At 70.5% G+C, this 16,471-nt stretch carries 15 protein-coding genes and 2 pseudogenes; 15 read left to right on the forward strand and 2 right to left on the reverse strand.

The window, feature by feature from the left end:
- Positions 1 to 397: 397 nt before the first annotated feature.
- Together ABT08_RS09610 and ABT08_RS09615 are read right to left on the reverse strand one after the other, a co-directional pair.
- On the reverse strand, positions 398 to 1,279 hold the full coding sequence (locus tag ABT08_RS09610) for a shikimate dehydrogenase (RefSeq protein ID WP_045248084.1): 882 nt from the start codon (positions 1,277 to 1,279) through the stop codon (positions 398 to 400).
- Positions 1,280 to 1,361: 82 nt separating this feature from the next.
- Positions 1,362 to 1,991 carry a TetR/AcrR family transcriptional regulator gene (locus ABT08_RS09615; protein WP_235557347.1) on the reverse strand — a complete coding sequence of 210 codons (630 nt, stop codon included), beginning with the start codon at positions 1,989 to 1,991 and terminating at the stop codon, positions 1,362 to 1,364.
- Between the two features lie 82 nt (positions 1,992 to 2,073).
- Here ABT08_RS09615 and ABT08_RS13200 point away from each other — a divergent pair.
- The 15 genes and pseudogenes from ABT08_RS13200 to ABT08_RS09685 form a co-directional block, all read left to right on the forward strand.
- Positions 2,074 to 3,157: pseudogene (locus tag ABT08_RS13200) on the forward strand (sugar phosphate isomerase/epimerase family protein); the annotation flags it as partial.
- A gap of 6 nt (positions 3,158 to 3,163) precedes the next feature.
- On the forward strand, positions 3,164 to 3,886 hold the full coding sequence (locus tag ABT08_RS13205) for a VOC family protein (RefSeq protein ID WP_353743289.1): 723 nt from the start codon (positions 3,164 to 3,166) through the stop codon (positions 3,884 to 3,886).
- The gene (locus ABT08_RS09625) at positions 3,883 to 4,341 is read left to right on the forward strand and encodes a type II 3-dehydroquinate dehydratase (RefSeq protein WP_045248087.1); all 459 of its coding nucleotides are present in this window, start codon (positions 3,883 to 3,885) and stop codon (positions 4,339 to 4,341) included. The genes ABT08_RS13205 and ABT08_RS09625 overlap by 4 nt, the downstream gene beginning before the upstream one ends.
- Before the next feature lie 93 nt (positions 4,342 to 4,434).
- Positions 4,435 to 4,995 carry an elongation factor P gene (gene efp, locus ABT08_RS09630; protein ID WP_045248088.1) on the forward strand — a complete coding sequence of 187 codons (561 nt, stop codon included), beginning with the start codon at positions 4,435 to 4,437 and terminating at the stop codon, positions 4,993 to 4,995.
- Positions 4,996 to 4,998: 3 nt separating this feature from the next.
- Positions 4,999 to 5,409, forward strand: a complete 411-nt coding sequence (gene nusB, locus ABT08_RS09635) for a transcription antitermination factor NusB (protein WP_056208977.1) — start codon at positions 4,999 to 5,001, stop codon at positions 5,407 to 5,409.
- 85 nt (positions 5,410 to 5,494) lie between these two features.
- Positions 5,495 to 7,072 carry a Rieske 2Fe-2S domain-containing protein gene (locus ABT08_RS09640; protein ID WP_288114816.1) on the forward strand — a complete coding sequence of 526 codons (1,578 nt, stop codon included), beginning with the start codon at positions 5,495 to 5,497 and terminating at the stop codon, positions 7,070 to 7,072.
- 8 nt (positions 7,073 to 7,080) lie between these two features.
- The gene (locus ABT08_RS09645) at positions 7,081 to 7,515 is read left to right on the forward strand and encodes a hypothetical protein (RefSeq protein ID WP_235557346.1); all 435 of its coding nucleotides are present in this window, start codon (positions 7,081 to 7,083) and stop codon (positions 7,513 to 7,515) included.
- A 77-nt stretch (positions 7,516 to 7,592) separates the two neighbouring features.
- Positions 7,593 to 8,126 (forward strand): bifunctional pyr operon transcriptional regulator/uracil phosphoribosyltransferase PyrR, encoded by a 534-nt coding sequence (gene pyrR, locus ABT08_RS09650; RefSeq protein WP_045248091.1) that lies wholly within the window; start codon positions 7,593 to 7,595, stop codon positions 8,124 to 8,126.
- A gap of 5 nt (positions 8,127 to 8,131) precedes the next feature.
- Entirely contained in the window at positions 8,132 to 9,109 is a 978-nt protein-coding gene (locus ABT08_RS09655; RefSeq protein ID WP_288114821.1) for an aspartate carbamoyltransferase catalytic subunit, read from the forward strand.
- On the forward strand, positions 9,106 to 10,416 hold the full coding sequence (locus tag ABT08_RS09660; RefSeq protein ID WP_056208988.1) for a dihydroorotase: 1,311 nt from the start codon (positions 9,106 to 9,108) through the stop codon (positions 10,414 to 10,416). The genes ABT08_RS09655 and ABT08_RS09660 overlap by 4 nt, the downstream gene beginning before the upstream one ends.
- Positions 10,413 to 10,931 (forward strand): PH-like domain-containing protein, encoded by a 519-nt coding sequence (locus tag ABT08_RS09665; RefSeq protein WP_045248093.1) that lies wholly within the window; start codon positions 10,413 to 10,415, stop codon positions 10,929 to 10,931. Before ABT08_RS09660 ends, ABT08_RS09665 begins: the two co-directional genes overlap by 4 nt.
- On the forward strand, positions 10,928 to 12,082 hold the full coding sequence (gene carA, locus ABT08_RS09670; protein ID WP_137878049.1) for a glutamine-hydrolyzing carbamoyl-phosphate synthase small subunit: 1,155 nt from the start codon (positions 10,928 to 10,930) through the stop codon (positions 12,080 to 12,082). Before ABT08_RS09665 ends, carA begins: the two co-directional genes overlap by 4 nt.
- Entirely contained in the window at positions 12,082 to 15,369 is a 3,288-nt protein-coding gene (gene carB / locus ABT08_RS09675) for a carbamoyl-phosphate synthase large subunit (protein WP_288114819.1), read from the forward strand. The genes carA and carB overlap by 1 nt, the downstream gene beginning before the upstream one ends.
- Complete coding sequence (gene pyrF / locus ABT08_RS09680; protein ID WP_056208997.1) at positions 15,366 to 16,214, forward strand: orotidine-5'-phosphate decarboxylase; 849 nt, start codon at positions 15,366 to 15,368, stop codon at positions 16,212 to 16,214. The genes carB and pyrF overlap by 4 nt, the downstream gene beginning before the upstream one ends.
- Positions 16,211 to 16,471: pseudogene (locus ABT08_RS09685) on the forward strand (guanylate kinase); the annotation flags it as partial. The gene pyrF and the pseudogene ABT08_RS09685, both read left to right, overlap by 4 nt.

Raw genomic sequence — 16,471 nt, forward strand, 5'->3', positions numbered from 1 at the left:
GAGAGCGCGGTGTTGTCGACCAGCCAGACGGCGGTTGCCTTGGGCATCAACAGGGGCGTGGCCATGATCAATATCTCCTTGAGGCGCGGCCGGGAGCTTCCGGTCCGCCCCGCCTCGTCGTTCTTAATGAGGGGGAATAGTAGCGCCTATATACGCGCCGGCTCAGGCCGATTCAATCGGATTGTCACTATTGTGCGTGCGCTGCTGCATCGCCTCGCCCCAGGGCGTGAGCAGGATGAGCTTGCCATAGTGGTCGGGCTTTTCGAGCTCGCGATGGCCGCGCGCACTGGGGTCTTCCGCGTCGTTGCGGGAGTGGACATGAGTCTCCTCTATCAGATGGGTGTTGTCGGGGGTAGGGGTGGGATGGAAGGAACGGATGCCGCGTCTGCCGGTCGGCTCAGCGGGCGAGGATCTCCTCGGAGGTGACGAGGTCGCGGAAGTGCCGGGTCATGCGTCGGGGGTCGGGACGCACGCCGGTGATCAGCTCGAAGGCGTCGACCGCCTGGTGCACCGCCATCTGGCCGCCGTCGAGCGTGCGGCAGCCGCGCTCGCGAGCGGCGTCCAGCAGGGCGGTGCGCAGCGGGCGGTAGACGATGTCGGCGAGCCAGGTCTGCGGGCGCAGCAGCGCGGGGTCGAACGCGGTGCCGGGGTGGGCGGCCATGCCGAGCGGGGTGCAGTTGACCACTCCATCGGCGCGGGCGAGCAGGTCGGCCGCCTCGGCGGGCGTCCCGGGGCGCACCTCGGCGTGGGGGTGCCGTTCACCGGCGCGCACCGCCAGGGCGGCCACCCGCTCGATGTCGAGGTCGACGATGGTCAGCTCGCGCACGCCGTCGCGCAGCAGTGCGTCGGCGACGGCGGAGCCTGCACCGCCGGCGCCGAACTGCACGACCCGCTCCCGGGGGACGCCCGGCAGCCCTTCACGCAGGGCCGCGGCGAAGCCGGTGGTGTCGGTGTTGTAGCCGAGCCGGCCCTCGGCGGTCAGCAGGACGGTGTTCACGGCGCCGAGCGAGGCGGCGACGGGGTCGACGTGGTCGAGGTGGGGGAGGACCGCCTGCTTGAAGGGGTGGGTGATGTTGAGCGCGTCGAAGCCGAGGCGCTCGGCCCAGGCGAGGATCTCGCCGAGCTCGGTCACGCCGAGGCCGAGGAGCGCCGTGTCGATCGGGCGGTAGACGTAGGGAATCCCGAGGGCGGTGGCCTCCGCCATGTGCATGGGCGGGGTCAGCGAGGGGGTGACACCGTCGCCGACGAGGCCGACCAGGAAGCGTCGATCGCTGTGCACGGTACTCCTTCGTCCGAAGCGTTTGTACTAACTAGTACGTTCGCAGTGAACACGACAACATCCGACGTGTCAAGCACCGGTGTCAGGGAGTCGTGCGCAGCCAGCCGACGACCACGTCGCCGATCATGCTGCGCAGGTGCGCACGGGTCGCGGCATCCGTGAAGTCGATGTCGAAGAGCTGCCCGAACGTGTGGCGGTTCGCGACCTGGAAGACGCAGTAGGCGCTGATGACGAGGTGCACGTCAAGCGCGTCGACGTCGCTGCGGAACAGGCCGGCATCGCGGCCGCGCGCGAGGATCTCGTCGAGCAGCGACTTGGCAGGCTGCGACAGCGTGCGCAGCGACGGGATGCGGGAGATGGATGTCCCGCGGTGGATGTTCTCGATCGCCACCAGCCGGATGAACGCCTCGTGCGAGACATGATGGTCGAAGGTCAGCTCCGCGAGCTGGCGCACCGCGGCCACCGGGTCCGTGTGATCGACGTCGATCCCGCGCTCCGCCTCGCGAATGCCGCGATAGGCGTCTTCGAGCACGGCGAGGTAGAGGCCTTCCTTGCTGTCGAAGTAGTAGTAGATCATCCGCTTGGTCGTGCGGGTGCGGCGGGCGATCTCGTCCACGCGGGCGCCGGAGAAGCCCTCTTCGGCGAAGACCTCGGTCGCGACGGCGAGCAGTTCGGCCTTGGTGCGTTCGGGGTCGCGGCGCACGTCACTCACGCCGTCAGAGTATCCGAGCGGGATCGGGGGAGTCGGGAACGGCATACCGCCGGGAATGTACCGAGTGGTACATTCCCTGACCATGGAGACCTCGATCGCAACGGTGTGCATCAGCGGGCCCCTCTCCGCCAAGCTCCACGCCATCGCCGCCGCCGGTTTCGACGGCATCGAACTGTTCGAACCCGACCTCATCGCCGCGCCCGAGAGCCCAGAGGAGATCCGGGCGCTGGCCGCACGACTCGGCCTGCGCATCGACCTCTACCAGCCGCTGCGCGACGTCGAAGGGATCTCCGAGGAGGAGTTCGCCCGGGTCCTCCACCGCGCCGACGCGAAGTTCGCGCTCATGCAGCGGCTCGGCGTCGACTCGGTGCTCGCCTGCAGCAACGTCGCGACCGCCGTCACCGACGACCTGGACGTCAGTGCCGCGCAGCTGCGGCGCCTCGGCGAGCTCGCCGCGGGCCGCGGCATCCGGATCGCCTTCGAGGCCCTCGCCTGGGGACGCCACATCGACGACTACCGCACCGCCTGGGAGGTCGTCCGGCGCGCCGATCATCCCGCCGTCGGCGTGTGCCTCGACTCGTTCCACATCCTGTCCGGAGGGCATCGCGGAGATCCCGGGCGACCGCATCTTCTTCGTGCAGCTCGCCGACGCACCCGCCCTGTCGCTCGACGTGCTCTCGTGGAGCCGGCACCACCGCCTGTTCCCGGGCGAGGGGGCGTTCGAGCTGGCGGACCTGACGCGCCGCGTCCTCGACGCCGGATACCGCGGTCCGCTGTCGCTCGAGGTGTTCAACGACACCTTCCGGCAGACCGACCCCGTGCGCACCGCCGCGCAGGCCCGCCGCTCGCTGCGCTGGCTCGAAGACGCCGTCGCGCGCATCGACCCGGACGTTCCCGACCTGCAGCTCCTGCCGGACTCCGCGGCGCCCGCCGGGGTCGCGTTCGTGGAGATCAAGGGCGAGGACACGAGCCGCTTCGACCGTGTGCTCGCCGCGGCGGGCTTCACCGCCCACGGCCGCCACCGCTCCAAGGCGGTCACTCTGTGGACCAGCGGGCGCGCCCGCATCGTGCTCAACGAGGAGCGCGCCGCGGGTCTCGCGCCGCGCATCGCCGCCGTCGGCTTCGACGTCGACGATGCCGACGCCGTCACCCGCCGGCTCACCGCCCTGGGGGTGCCGCGCGTCGACCGGCGCCGGCTCGCCGATGAGGCCGACCTGCCCGGCACCATCGCACCCGACGGCACCGAGGTGTACTGGAGCCAGGCGGCCGACGCCGGCGACCCGGAGTGGGCCGCCGAGTTCGGCCCGGTGCAGCGCTCCGCTGCACACGGCGTCACCCGCGTCGACCACGTGAGCCTCACCCAGCCCTGGCAGGCCATCGACGAGACCCGGCTGTTCCTGTCCGCCGCCTTCGCACTGGAGCCGCAGGGTTCCACGGATGTCCCGGGTCCTGCCGGACTCGTGCAGAGCCACGTCTTCGGCTCGCCCGACGGCGCCGTGCGTCTCCCGCTGAACGTCGCGCCGCCGTTGTCGGCCGAGGCGGGCCGCGACGGCGGGCCCGTGCAGCACATCGCCTTCGCCTGCGACGACGTCATCGCACTCGCGCGCGCCCTCGCGGACGCCGGCGTCGCGCCGCTTCCCGTCCCCGCGAACTACTACGACGACCTCGCCGCCCGGTTCGCACTTCCGGAATCGACGCTCGACGGGCTGCGCGCGGCATCCGTGCTCTACGACGCCGACGCCGACGGTTCCTACCTGCACGTCTACACACGCACGACCGGCGGCGTGTTCTTCGAGTTCGTCGAGCGCCGCGGCCACTACGACGGATACGGCCCCCAGAACGCCGCCGTCCGCCTCACGGCGCAGCAGCGCGCCGCTGATAGGTTCGGCGCATGACCGCCCCGCGCCGCATCCTGCTCGTCAACGGCCCGAACCTGAACCTGCTGGGCGTGCGGGAACCGGCGATCTACGGCCACGAGACCCTCGCCGACGTCGAGCGTCTCGTGACGGATGCCGCGGCCTCCCGCGGCTTCGAGGTCACCGCCGTGCAGTCCAACCACGAGGGCGTGCTGATCGACGCGATCCACGAGGCGCGCCTCACGGCGGCGGCGATCGTCATCAACCCCGGCGGTCTCACCCATACCTCCGTGGTGCTGCGCGACGCGCTCAGCGGGGTCGCCCTGCCGGTCGCCGAGGTGCACGTGTCCGACGTCTACGCCCGCGAGGCGTTCCGGCACCACTCGTACGTGCACGACGTCGCCGTCGTGCACGTGATCGGAGAGGGCGTCGCCGGCTACGTGCGCGCGACGAACCTGCTGCTCGACGTCGTGACCGGTCGCGCCGAGGGCTGATCCTCGGAATCACCCGGGCCACGGGGCATCCGTTAGACTCTCGTGTCGGCCGTCTCGGCCTCGCACCCACACGAAACGGAAAAGCGCACCCTCATGGCATCCACCGCAGACATCAAGAACGGCGTCGTCCTGAACATCGACGGTCAGCTCTGGAGCGTCGTGGAGTTCCAGCACGTCAAGCCCGGCAAGGGCGGCGCGTTCGTGCGCACCAAGCTGAAGAACGTGCTCACCGGCAAGGTCGTCGACCGCACGTTCAACGCGGGCGCCAAGGTCGAGATCGAGAACGTCGACCGCCGCGACTTCCAGTACCTCTACAACGACGGCGACAGCTTCGTGTTCATGGACGTCGCCGACTACGACCAGATCAACGTGGCCGCCGCGACGGTCGGTGACGCGGCGAACTTCCTGCTCGAGAACCAGCAGGTGCAGATCGCGCTCAACAACGGCAACCCGCTCTACATCGAGCTGCCCGCGTCCGTCGTGCTCGAGATCACCTACACCGAGCCGGGCCTGCAGGGCGACCGCTCGTCGGCCGGCACCAAGCCCGCCACCGTCGAGACCGGCTACGAGATCCAGGTGCCGCTGTTCCTCGAGACCGGCACGAAGGTCAAGGTCGACACCCGCACGGGTGACTACCTCGGCCGCGTCAGCTGACGCGTGAGCGCCCGTTCGAAGGCGCGCAAGCGCGCGCTCGACATCCTGTTCCAGGCGGATGTGCGCGGTGAGGACCTTCCCGCCGTGCTCGCCGCGGAGGCCAAGCGCGCGGCGAGCGAGCCCGCCCGCGAGGGTTCCTGGCTGTACGCCCGCGACATCGTCGACGGGGTGATCGACAACGCCGACCAGATCGACGAGCTCATCATCACCCACGCCCGCGATTGGAAGCTCGACCGCATGCCCGCCGTCGACCGCGCCCTGCTGCGCATCGCCACGTGGGAGATCGTGTTCAACAGCGAGGTGCCCAGCGCCGTCGCGATCGACGAGGCGGTCGAGCTCGCGAAGGAATACTCGACCGACGGCTCAGGCTCGTTCGTGCACGGCGTGCTCGCCCGCATCTCGCGCGCCGTCTGAGCGCCCACGCCGCGCGTTTTCCCGGCCGCGGCACCCCGGCGCGCCGAACCCGCGTGCCTAGACTCGACTGCGGAAGGGAGAGCGCATGCGCATCACGGGCCTCGGCCACGCCGGCATGTTCATCGAGACCACGGGCGGCAGCATCCTCTGCGACCCGGTCATCGGCCCGTCGTTCTTCGGATCGTGGTTCCCGTTCCCCGACAACCGCGGACTCGACTGGGAGCGGTTCGGCAACGCCGACTTCCTCTACGTCTCGCACCGGCACCGTGACCACTTCGACCCACAGCTGCTGCAGCGCTACGTGCCCCGAGACATCCGGGTGCTCCTGCCCGAGTACCCAACCGACGACCTCGAGGTCGACCTTCGCGCCCTCGGATACGAGAACATCGTCTACACGCAGGCGGGCGTTCCCCTCGTGTACGACAACGGCCTGACCATCATGGTGACCCCGCTGCGAGCCCCGAGCGACGGCCCGATCGGCGATTCGTCACTGAGCGTCGACGACGGCACCGCGAGCATGCTCAACCAGAACGACGCCCACCCGCTCGATCTCGAGAAGCTGCTCGCCTTCTCCCACCCCGACGCCTACTTCACCCAGGTGAGCGGCGCGATCTGGTGGCCGATGGTCTACGACCTGCCCCAGGACGCCAAGCAGAACTTCGCGGGGCTCAAGCGCGACGCCCAGAACAAGCGGGCGATGTACTACATCGACAAGGTCGCCGCCGAGCACGTCTTCCCGATGGCCGGCCCGCCGATGTTCCTGCGCGAGGAGCTGTTCCGCTACAACGGCTACGGCCTCGAGGACGACTCGATCTTCACCGATCAGCAGCAGTTCCTCGACCACATGGCCGAGGTCTCTCCCGCCCAGAAGGGCTACCGGTTCGTGCCCGGAACCCAGGTCGACCTCGCGGGCAGCGAGATCCAGGTGACGCAGACCCTGTACACCGAGGCGGAGATCGAGCGCATCTTCTCCGACAAGTGGACCTATCTCGCCGAGCAGCGCGACGCCCGTCAGGACGAGGTGCGCGCCGAGGAGGCGCAGCGCGCCGCCGTGCTGCCGCCCGCGGAGATGCTCGCTGCGCTTCAGGAGTGGTGGGAGCCGCTGCTGCGCCGCGCACGCACCATCCGCAACGGCGTCGGCGGCAACGTGCGGTTCCGCATCGGCGACCTCGACATGGTCGTCGACTTCCCCAAGGCGAAGGTGCGCGAGTACGCGGGGGAGGAGTGCGTGTACTGGTACACGATCCCCGCGGACCTCGTCTCGACGAACATCGCCGACCACGAGATCGACTGGTCGAACTCGATCTTCCTGTCGATGCAGTTCGAAGTCGGACGCGCCGGCAAGTTCAACGAGTTCCTCACCACCTTCCTCAAGTGCCTCTCGCGCGACCGCATCGAGTACGTCGAGAACTGGTACGCCGAGCAGTCCGACCAGACCGAGGACACCGAGCTCGACGACTGGGTCGTGCAGCGCCGCTGCCCGCACCTGCGCGCAGACCTCACCAAGACCGGCAAGATCGAGGACGGCGTGCTGACCTGCTCCCTGCACGATTGGAAGTGGGATCTCGCCTCCGGCCGCTGCCTCACCTCGCAGGGCCACCCGATCCGCGCCCGCCGCGCCGACGAGACGGCGAGCCCCGAAGCCGCCGCAGCGTCGGTCTGAGCGTCCGAGTGAGCACGGCCCGCGGCATCCGTCGCCTCGACCCCCTGCACGTCGTCGACGTCTTCGTCTACGTCACCGTGCTGAACCTCGCGGCCCAGTGGGTGCCGCAGGTGATCACCGAGTCGTTCACGACGTCGCTGTTCACCGCCATCGTGCTCAAGCTCGTGCTCGAGGCCGTGCTGTGGCTGAAGAAGGCCGTGCTCACGCGACTGAAGTCGGCCTCGACCTGGCCTCGCCGCGTCGTCAGCATCGTCGTGCTGGTGCTGCTGCTGCCCGGCAGCAAGCTCGTCGTGCTCGAGCTCATCCACCTGATCTTCGGCGATGCCGTGGCCCTCGGGGGGTTCTTCCTCGTGACCGCGCTCATCATCGTGCTCATGCTCGCGCGCCGCGGCGTGCGGTGGCTGCTCGCGCCGCGGGGCGCGTCGGCGCCGATCACCGACTGAGCGCCGATCACCGGCTAGGCTGGACACACCGAAGCAACCTTTAACCCCGTCCCGTGAGGCGGAGAAGGGAGCGGCTGATGAGCGAGCGCACCGTTCTGCAGGGCGCGGACATCACCAGGGCTCTGACGCGCATCTCCCACGAGATCCTCGAGACCCAGCGCGGTGCCGACGACCTGGTCGTCCTCGGCATCCCGACGCGCGGCGTCGCCCTCGCCCAGCGCATCGCGACGAACCTGGCTGCCATCTCGGGCACCCCGGTGCCGGTGGGCGCCCTCGACGTCACGATGTACCGCGACGACCTCGCGCAGCATCCCACCCGCGCGCCGCAGCGCACCGACATCCCCGCCACCGGCATCGACGGCAAGACGGTCGTGCTGGTGGACGACGTGCTGTTCTCGGGCCGCAGCATCCGCGCCGCCCTCGACGCCCTGCAGGACATCGGCCGCCCCGCCGCCGTGCGCCTCGCGATCCTCGTCGACCGCGGCCACCGCGAGCTGCCGATCCGCCCCGACTTCGTCGGCAAGAACCTGCCGACCTCCCGCGACGAGCGCGTCAACGTGCGACTCGTCGAGCACGACGGCGAGGACGCCGTCACGATCGAGGGGGAGTGACCGGGATGCGCCATCTGCTCGACACGCAGCACCTCTCCCGCGAGGACGCGCTGACGATCCTCGACATCGCCGAGGACATGGCCGACACGCAGCAGCGCGAGGTCAAGAAGCTGCCAACCCTGCGCGGCAAGACCGTCGTGAACCTGTTCTTCGAGGACTCGACGCGCACGCGCATCTCGTTCGAGGCCGCCGCGAAGCGCCTGTCGGCCGACGTCATCAACTTCTCCGCGAAGGGGTCGAGCGTCTCGAAGGGCGAGTCGCTCCAGGACACCGCGCAGACCCTCCAGGCGATGGGTGCCGACGCGGTGGTCATCCGCCACGGCGCGTCCGGCGCCCCGCGCACCCTCGCGACGAGCGGGTGGATCACCGCGGGGGTCGTCAACGCGGGCGACGGCACGCACGAGCATCCGACCCAGGCGCTGCTCGACGCGTTCACGATCCGCCAGCGCCGGTTCGGCGACGACAGCCGCGGGCGCGACCTCGCCGGGGTGAAGGTCACGATCGTCGGCGATGTGCTGCACTCCCGCGTCGCGCGGTCGAACGTCTGGCTGCTCACGGCCCTCGGCGCCGAGGTCACCCTCGTCTCGCCGCCGACGCTCGTACCGCAGGATGTCTCGGCCTGGCCCGCGACCATCTCCTACGACCTCGACTCGGCGATCGCCGCCGGGCCCGACGCGCTCATGATGCTGCGCATCCAGCTCGAACGCATGAGCGCCGCGTATTTCCCGACTGAACGGGAGTATTCCCGCCGCTGGGGACTCGACGCGACGCGGCTCGCGGCGCTTCCTGCCGATAGCATTGTGATGCACCCCGGCCCCATGAATCGCGGCCTCGAGATCTCGGCGGATGCCGCCGACTCGCCCCGGTCGACTGTGCTCGACCAGGTTCGCGCGGGCGTGTCGGTGCGCATGGCGGTGCTCTACCTGCTCCTGAGCGGGCAGGCCGACCACGACGACGAGCAGAAGAAGGAGGACGAGCGATGACCGGCCTTCATCTGATCCGCGGCGCACGACTCGCCGACGGCACGACCACCGACATCCTCATCGAAGACGGCCGGATCGCGGAGCTCGGCATATCGCTGTCGCGCGCCGGTGCCGCGGTGATCGACGCCGACGGACTGCTCGCTCTGCCGGGACTCGTCGACCTGCACACCCACCTGCGCGAGCCCGGCTACGAGGCGTCGGAGACGGTGCTCACCGGTTCCCGCGCGGCCGCCGCCGGCGGGTACAGCGCCGTCTTCGCGATGCCGAACACCTCGCCCGTCGCCGACACGGCGGGCGTCGTCGAGCAGGAGCTCGCTCTCGGCGAGCAGGCGGGCTACGTCACGGTGCAGCCGATCGGCGCCGTCACCGTCGGCCAGAAGGGCGAACGGCTCGCCGAGCTCGGCGCCATGGCCGACTCGCGCGCCCGGGTGCGCGTGTTCAGCGACGACGGCTCCTGCGTCTGGGACCCGCTCATCATGCGACGCGCGCTCGAGTACGTGAAGGCGTTCGACGGCGTCATCGCCCAGCACGCCCAGGACCCCCGGCTGACCGCGGGCGCCCAGATGAACGAGGGTGCCGTCTCGGCGGAGCTGGGACTGGCCGGATGGCCGGCGGTCGCCGAGGAGTCGATCATCGCCCGCGACGTGCTGCTGGCCGAGCACGTCGGCTCCCGCCTGCACGTCTGCCACCTCTCGACGGCCGGCTCGGTCGACATCATCCGCTGGGCGAAGCGGCGCGGTGTGAACGTCACCGCCGAGGTGACTCCGCACCACCTGCTGCTGACCGACGAGCTGGTGCGCGGCTACGACGCGCGCTACAAGGTGAACCCGCCGCTGCGCACCGCAGACGACGTGCAGGCGGTGCGCGAGGGGCTCGCCGACGGCACGATCGACATCGTCGCGACCGACCACGCGCCCCACCCCGCCGAGGCGAAGGCCTGCGAGTGGCAGGCGGCCGCGAACGGCATGGTCGGCCTCGAGTCCGCCCTGCGCGTCGTGCAGCAGTCGATGGTCGACACCGGGCTCCTCGACTGGGCCGATGTCGCGCGGGTCATGAGCGAGACACCGGCCCGCATCGGCCGCCTCGCCGGGCACGGCCGCCCGATCGCCGTGGGGGAGCCCGCCCACCTCGCGCTCTACGACGCGGCCGTCACCTCGACCTTCGGCCGGGACGACCTGCGCGGGCGCAGCCGCAACTCGCCCTACCTCGACCGGGAGCTCCCGGGCCGCGTGGTCTGGACCTTCCACGCCGGCATCCCGACCGTCGCCCACGGCGACCTCGTCGACCTGACGAAGGAGTTCGCATGACCCAGCAAGGCGCCCTCCTTCTCATGATCGGCCTCGCCCTCGTGCTCATCGGCCTGATGGCGTGGGGCTGGTGGCGACGAACCCGTCGGGACTCCGGCATCGCGGTACCGCTGGCCGACCCCGCCGCCGAGATCGACGAGCGCGCGCGCTTCGACGTCTTCTACGTCGCGACCACCGTGCACGAGCGTCCCCTCGAGCGCCTCGCCGCCCGTGGCCTCGCCTACCGGGCGCCGGCGACGCTCGTCGTCACCGACCGCGCGCTGCTGCTCGCGATCGCGGGGGAGCCGACCGTCGAGCTCACCGCGTCGCGCGTCGTCGACGTCGCCCAGGCGACGGTGGCGATCGACCGCGTCGTCGAGCGTGAGGGCCTCGCCCGCATCACCTGGACGCTCGACGACGGCACCCCGGTCGACACCTACCTGCGTGCCCGCGACGCCTCCGCCAAGGTGCTCGCCGACGCGGTGCGCCCCCTACTGACCTCATCCCCCTCGACCCCCGCAGGAAGCGACGCATGACCAGGTTCCACACCGAACCCGCCGTTCTCGTCCTCGAAGACGGCACCCGCCACACCGGACGCGCCTACGGCGCGCGCGGCACCACCATCGGAGAGGTGGTCTTCACGACCGGCATGACCGGCTACCAGGAGACCCTCACCGACCCGTCATACGCCGGCCAGATCGTGCTGCAGACAGCCCCACACATCGGCAACACCGGCATGAACGGCGAGGACCCCGAGTCGCGCCGCATCTGGGTCGAGGGCTACATCGTGCGGGACCCGTCGCGCGTCGTCTCGAACTGGCGTGCCGACGAGTCCCTCGACGCGGCGCTCGAGCGCGACGGCATCGTGGGCATCAGCGGCATCGACACCCGCGCGGTGACCCGCCACATCCGCTCGGCCGGGTCGATGCGCGGCGCGATCTTCTCGGGTGAGGCGGCCGGGCTCGGCGACGACGAGCAGCTGCGCATCGTGCGCGAGGCGCCGCAGATGGCGGGGCGCAACCTGTCGGCCGAGGTGTCGGTCGCGAGCGTCGAGGTGACGCCGGCGACGACCGAGCGCATCGGCAGCCTCGCCGTGCTCGACCTCGGCGTCAAGCAGGCGACGATCGACAACCTCGCCGCGCGCGGCTTCGACGTGCACGTCTTCCCGCAGTCGGCCACGCTCGAGGAGATCCGCGCGATCGAGCCGGTCGCGGCGTTCTACTCGAACGGCCCCGGCGATCCCGCGGCATCCGATGCCCACGTGGCGCTGCTGCGCGGGCTGCTCGATGACGGACTGCCGTTCTTCGGCATCTGCTTCGGCAACCAGCTGCTCGGCCGCGCTCTCGGGCTCGGCACCTACAAGCTGCCCTTCGGCCACCGCGGCATCAACCAGCCGGTGCTCGACAAGACCACCGGCAAAGTGGAGATCACCGCGCAGAACCACGGCTTCGCCGTCGACGCGCCGATCGACGCGGTCATCGACAGCCCGAACGGCTACGGCCGCGTCGAGGTGAGCCACGTCGGTCTCAACGACAACGTGGTGGAGGGCCTGCGCGCGCTCGACATCCCCGCCTTCAGCGTGCAGTACCACCCGGAGGCGGCGGCCGGCCCCCACGACGCCAACTACCTCTTCGACCGATTCCGCGACCTCGTGATCGCGCAGCAGACCCAGAAGGGCGCCGCCTGATGCCCAAGCGCGACGACATCCGTTCCGTCCTCGTCATCGGCTCCGGCCCGATCGTCATCGGCCAGGCGTGCGAGTTCGACTACTCGGGCACGCAGGCCTGCCGCGTGCTCCGCGAGGAGGGCGTGCGCGTCATCCTCGTGAACTCGAACCCGGCCACGATCATGACCGACCCCGACTTCGCCGACGCGACCTACATCGAGCCGATCACCCCTGCGGTCATCGAGTCGATCATCCGCAAGGAGAACCCCGACGCGATCCTGCCGACCCTCGGCGGGCAGACCGCGCTCAACGCGGCCATGGCGCTGCACGAGCGCGGCATCCTCGAGAAGTACGACGTCGAGCTCATCGGCGCCAAGGTCGACGCGATCAAGCGCGGCGAGGACCGCCAGATCTTCAAGGAGCTCGTGCTCGAGGCGGGGGCGGATGTCGCGGCATCCGTCATCTGCCACTCGATGGACGACCTGCTCGCCGGCGCCGAGAAGCTCGGCTACCCGCTGGTCGTGCGCCCCTCGTTCACGATGGGCGGGCTCGGCTCGGGCTTCGCGTACGACGAGGCCGATCTGCGGCGCATCGGCGGCGCGGGCCTGCACGACTCGCCCACGCACGAGGTGCTGCTCGAGGAGTCCATCCTCGGGTGGAAGGAGTACGAGCTCGAGCTCATGCGCGACGGCAACGACAACACCGTCGTCGTCTGCTCGATCGAGAACGTCGACCCGGTCGGCGTGCACACCGGCGACTCGATCACCGTCGCACCGGCGCTCACCCTCACCGACCGCGAGTACCAGAAGCTGCGCGACATCGGCATCGACATCATCCGCGCCGTCGGCGTCGACACCGGCGGCTGCAACATCCAGTTCGCGGTGAACCCCGACGACGGCCGCATCATCGTCATCGAGATGAACCCGCGCGTGTCGCGCTCGTCGGCGCTCGCGTCGAAGGCCACCGGCTTCCCGATCGCGAAGATCGCCGCGAAGCTCGCCATCGGCTACCGCCTCGACGAGATCCCGAACGACATCACGAAGGTGACGCCGGCGAGCTTCGAGCCGACGCTCGACTACGTCGTCGTGAAGGTGCCGCGTTTCAACTTCGAGAAGTTCCCCGCCGCCGACACGACGCTCACGACCACCATGAAGTCGGTCGGCGAGGCGATGGCGATCGGCCGCAACTACGCGACCGCGCTGCAGAAGGCGCTGCGCTCGCTCGAGAAGCGCGGCTCCAGCTTCCACTGGGGCACGGAGACCCGCTCGGTCGACGAGCTGCTCGAGATCGCCCAGACCCCGACCGACGGACGCATCGTCGTCGTGCAGCAGGCGCTCCGCAAGGGCGCGACGCTCGAGCAGGCCTTCGAGGCGACGAAGATCGACCCCTGGTTCCTCGACCAGATCGTGCTCATCAACGAGGTCGCCCAGTTCGTGGCCGACGCCGCCGAGCTGGATGCCTCGACCCTCCGCATCGCGAAGGAGCACGGCTTCAGCGACGCCCAGCTGGCCGAGCTCCGCGGCATCGCCGAGGCGGAGGTGCGCGGCATCCGTCACGCCCTGAACGTGCGTCCCGTCTACAAGACCGTCGACACGTGCGCGGGGGAGTTCCCGGCGCTCACGCCCTACCACTACTCGAGCTACGACGCCGAGACCGAGGTGACGCCGTCGGATCGCACCAAGGTCGTCATCATCGGCTCCGGCCCGAACCGCATCGGACAGGGCGTGGAGTTCGACTACTCGTGCGTGCACGCGTCGTTCGCCCTCGCCGACGCCGGCTACGAGACCGTCATGGTCAACTGCAACCCCGAGACCGTCTCCACCGACTACGACACGAGCGACCGGCTCTACTTCGAGCCGCTGACCCTCGAGGACGTACTCGAGGTGCTGCACGCCGAGAGCCGGTCGGGGGAGATCCTCGGTGTGATCTGCCAGCTGGGCGGTCAGACGCCGCTCGGGCTCGCGAAGGGCATCGAGGAGGCGGGCTACCGCATCCTCGGCACGAGCCCCGAGGCCATCGATCTCGCCGAGGAGCGCGAGCTGTTCTCGCGCCTGCTCGACGAGGCCGAGCTCGTCGCCCCGCGTCACGGCACCGCGATCGACGTCGACGGCGCGATCGCGGTCGCAGAGGACATCGGCTACCCGGTGCTGGTGCGCCCGAGCTTCGTGCTCGGCGGCCGCGGCATGGAGATCGTCTACGACACGGCGAGCCTGCGCGACTACTTCGACCGCATCGCCGACCAGGCGATCATCGGCGCCGGCCGTCCGCTGCTCGTCGACCGCTTCCTCGACGACGCGATCGAGCTCGACGTCGATGCGCTCTTCGACGGCGAGCAGCTGTACATCGGCGGCGTGATGGAGCACCTCGAGGAGGCCGGCATCCACTCCGGCGACTCGTCGTGCACGCTGCCGCCCGTCTCGCTCGGCCGCACCGAGATCGACCGCGTGCGCGAGGCGACCCTCGCGATCGCGCGCGGCGTCGGCGTGCGAGGCCTGCTGAACGTGCAGTTCGCGATCAGCGCGGGCGTGCTCTACGTGATCGAGGCCAACCCGCGCGCGAGCCGTACGGTGCCGTTCGTGTCGAAGGCCCTGGGCATCCCGCTCGCGAAGGCGGCGGCGCGCATCATGGCGGGCGCGTCCATCGCCGATCTGAAGTCCGAGGGCCTGCTGCCCGCCCAGGACGGCTCCCGGGTGCCGCTCGACGCCCCCGTCGCCGTCAAGGAGGCGGTGCTGCCGTTCAAGCGCTTCCGCACCCGCGACGGCCAGACCGTCGACTCGGTGCTCGGTCCCGAGATGCGCTCCACCGGCGAGGTCATGGGCATCGACCGCGACTTCCCGACGGCGTTCGCGAAGAGCCAGGATGCCGCGTACGGCGGCATGCCGCTCGAGGGCACCGTGTTCATCTCGGTCGCCGACGCCGACAAGCGCGCCGTGATCCTCCCGGCGCACCGCCTGCAGGAGCTCGGCTTCGCGCTCGTCGCGACGGAGGGCACCGCCGAGATCCTGGCGCGCAACGGCATCCGGGTGGAGGTCGTCGAGAAGTACTCCGCCACCCAGGAATCCGGTGAGCAGAACATCGTCGACCTCATCAACGACGGACGCATCGACATGATCGTCAACACCCCCTCGGGCGGTCTCGCCCGTGCCGACGGCTACGAGATCCGTGCGGCGGCCGTCGCGGCCGACAAGGCGCTGTTCACCACGATGGCGGTGCTGGGCGCGGCGGTCAGCGCCATGCCGGCACTGCGCGAGGGCTTCGCGGTGAAGAGCCTGCAGGAGTACGCGGCCGATCGGGCGGGACGCCTGTGACGACATTCGGTCAGCGCCTCTGGCAGGCCCTCGACACGCACGGGCCGCTCTGTGTGGGCATCGACCCGCACGAGAGCCTGCTGCAGTCGTGGGGTCTGCCGGTCTCGGCCGACGGCGTGCGCGAGTTCGGCCTGAGGGTGGTGGATGCCGCGGCCGGCCGTGTCGGCGTCGTGAAGCCGCAGGTCGCATTCTTCGAACGCTTCGGCTCGCGCGGCTTCGCGGCACTCGAGGACGTGCTCGCGGCGGCGCGGGCGGCGGAGCTGATCGTGATCGCCGATGCGAAGCGCGGCGACATCGGCTCGACGATGGACGGCTACGCGGCCGCCTGGCTCCAGCCGGGGTCGCCGCTCGAGGCGGACGCGGTGACGCTGAGCCCCTATCTCGGGCCGGACTCGCTGCAGCAGACACTCACCTTCGCGCTGCGGCACGGCAAGGGCGCGTTCGTGCTCGCGGCGACGAGCAACCCCGAGGCGGAGCCGGTGCAGACGGCGGTCACCGCCGATGCGGCCGCCGAGGAGGGGGAGCGGGTCGCCGCCCGCGTCGCCCGCGACGCCGGCTGGCACAACGTGGGGCTTCCGGGCGCGCTCGGCTCCGTCGGCGTCGTGATCGGCGCGACCGTGACCCGTTCACGCTTCGGACTGAGCGACATCCTGCTCGCCGGCACGCCGATCCTCGCCCCGGGCTTCGGGGCGCAGGGCGCTGACCCCGCCGAGCTCGGCCGTCTGTTCGGCTACGTGTCGTCGCAGGTGATCGCGAACGAGAGCCGCAGCGTGCTCGCCGTCGGCCCCGACCGGCTGGCCGAGCGCATCGCCGAGCGGGCGGCGCTCTACGGGGCGCGCTCGTGACCGAGCATAGCACCCCGCCGGAGGTCGACCGGGTCGCGGCATCCCAGCGCGCCGTCGAGGTGCGCCGCGCCCGGGCGAGCCTGAAGCGCGACCTGTCGTTCCGGGTCGTGACCGGCCAGGAGGTGCTGCGCCGCGCGATCGCCGACCCGCAGTCGCCGTCGGGCACCCTGCGCATCACCGACTTCCTCACCGCGCTGCCGGCGATCGGCGAGGGCAAGCGCGACCGGGTGCTGGAGGAGCTCGCCATCTCACCCGTG

Origin of the sequence: Microbacterium sp. SCN 71-21 (genome assembly GCF_001725695.1) — a bacterium.
GTDB classification, from domain to species: Bacteria; Actinomycetota; Actinomycetes; order Actinomycetales; family Microbacteriaceae; genus Microbacterium; species Microbacterium ginsengisoli.

Bases quoted from the DNA above. Each gene is read 5' to 3' on its own strand.
- ABT08_RS09625 (WP_045248087.1), top strand. From the start codon at position 3,883: ATGACCGCCCCGCGCCGCATCCTGCTCGTCAACGGCCCGAACCTGAAC.
- efp (WP_045248088.1), top strand. From the start codon at position 4,435: ATGGCATCCACCGCAGACATCAAGAACGGCGTCGTCCTGAACATCGAC.
- ABT08_RS09640 (WP_288114816.1), top strand. From the start codon at position 5,495: ATGCGCATCACGGGCCTCGGCCACGCCGGCATGTTCATCGAGACCACG.
- pyrR (WP_045248091.1), top strand. From the start codon at position 7,593: ATGAGCGAGCGCACCGTTCTGCAGGGCGCGGACATCACCAGGGCTCTG.
- ABT08_RS09655 (WP_288114821.1), top strand. From the start codon at position 8,132: ATGCGCCATCTGCTCGACACGCAGCACCTCTCCCGCGAGGACGCGCTG.
- ABT08_RS09660 (WP_056208988.1), top strand. From the start codon at position 9,106: ATGACCGGCCTTCATCTGATCCGCGGCGCACGACTCGCCGACGGCACG.
- ABT08_RS09665 (WP_045248093.1), top strand. From the start codon at position 10,413: ATGACCCAGCAAGGCGCCCTCCTTCTCATGATCGGCCTCGCCCTCGTG.
- carA (WP_137878049.1), top strand. From the start codon at position 10,928: ATGACCAGGTTCCACACCGAACCCGCCGTTCTCGTCCTCGAAGACGGC.
- carB (WP_288114819.1), top strand. From the start codon at position 12,082: ATGCCCAAGCGCGACGACATCCGTTCCGTCCTCGTCATCGGCTCCGGC.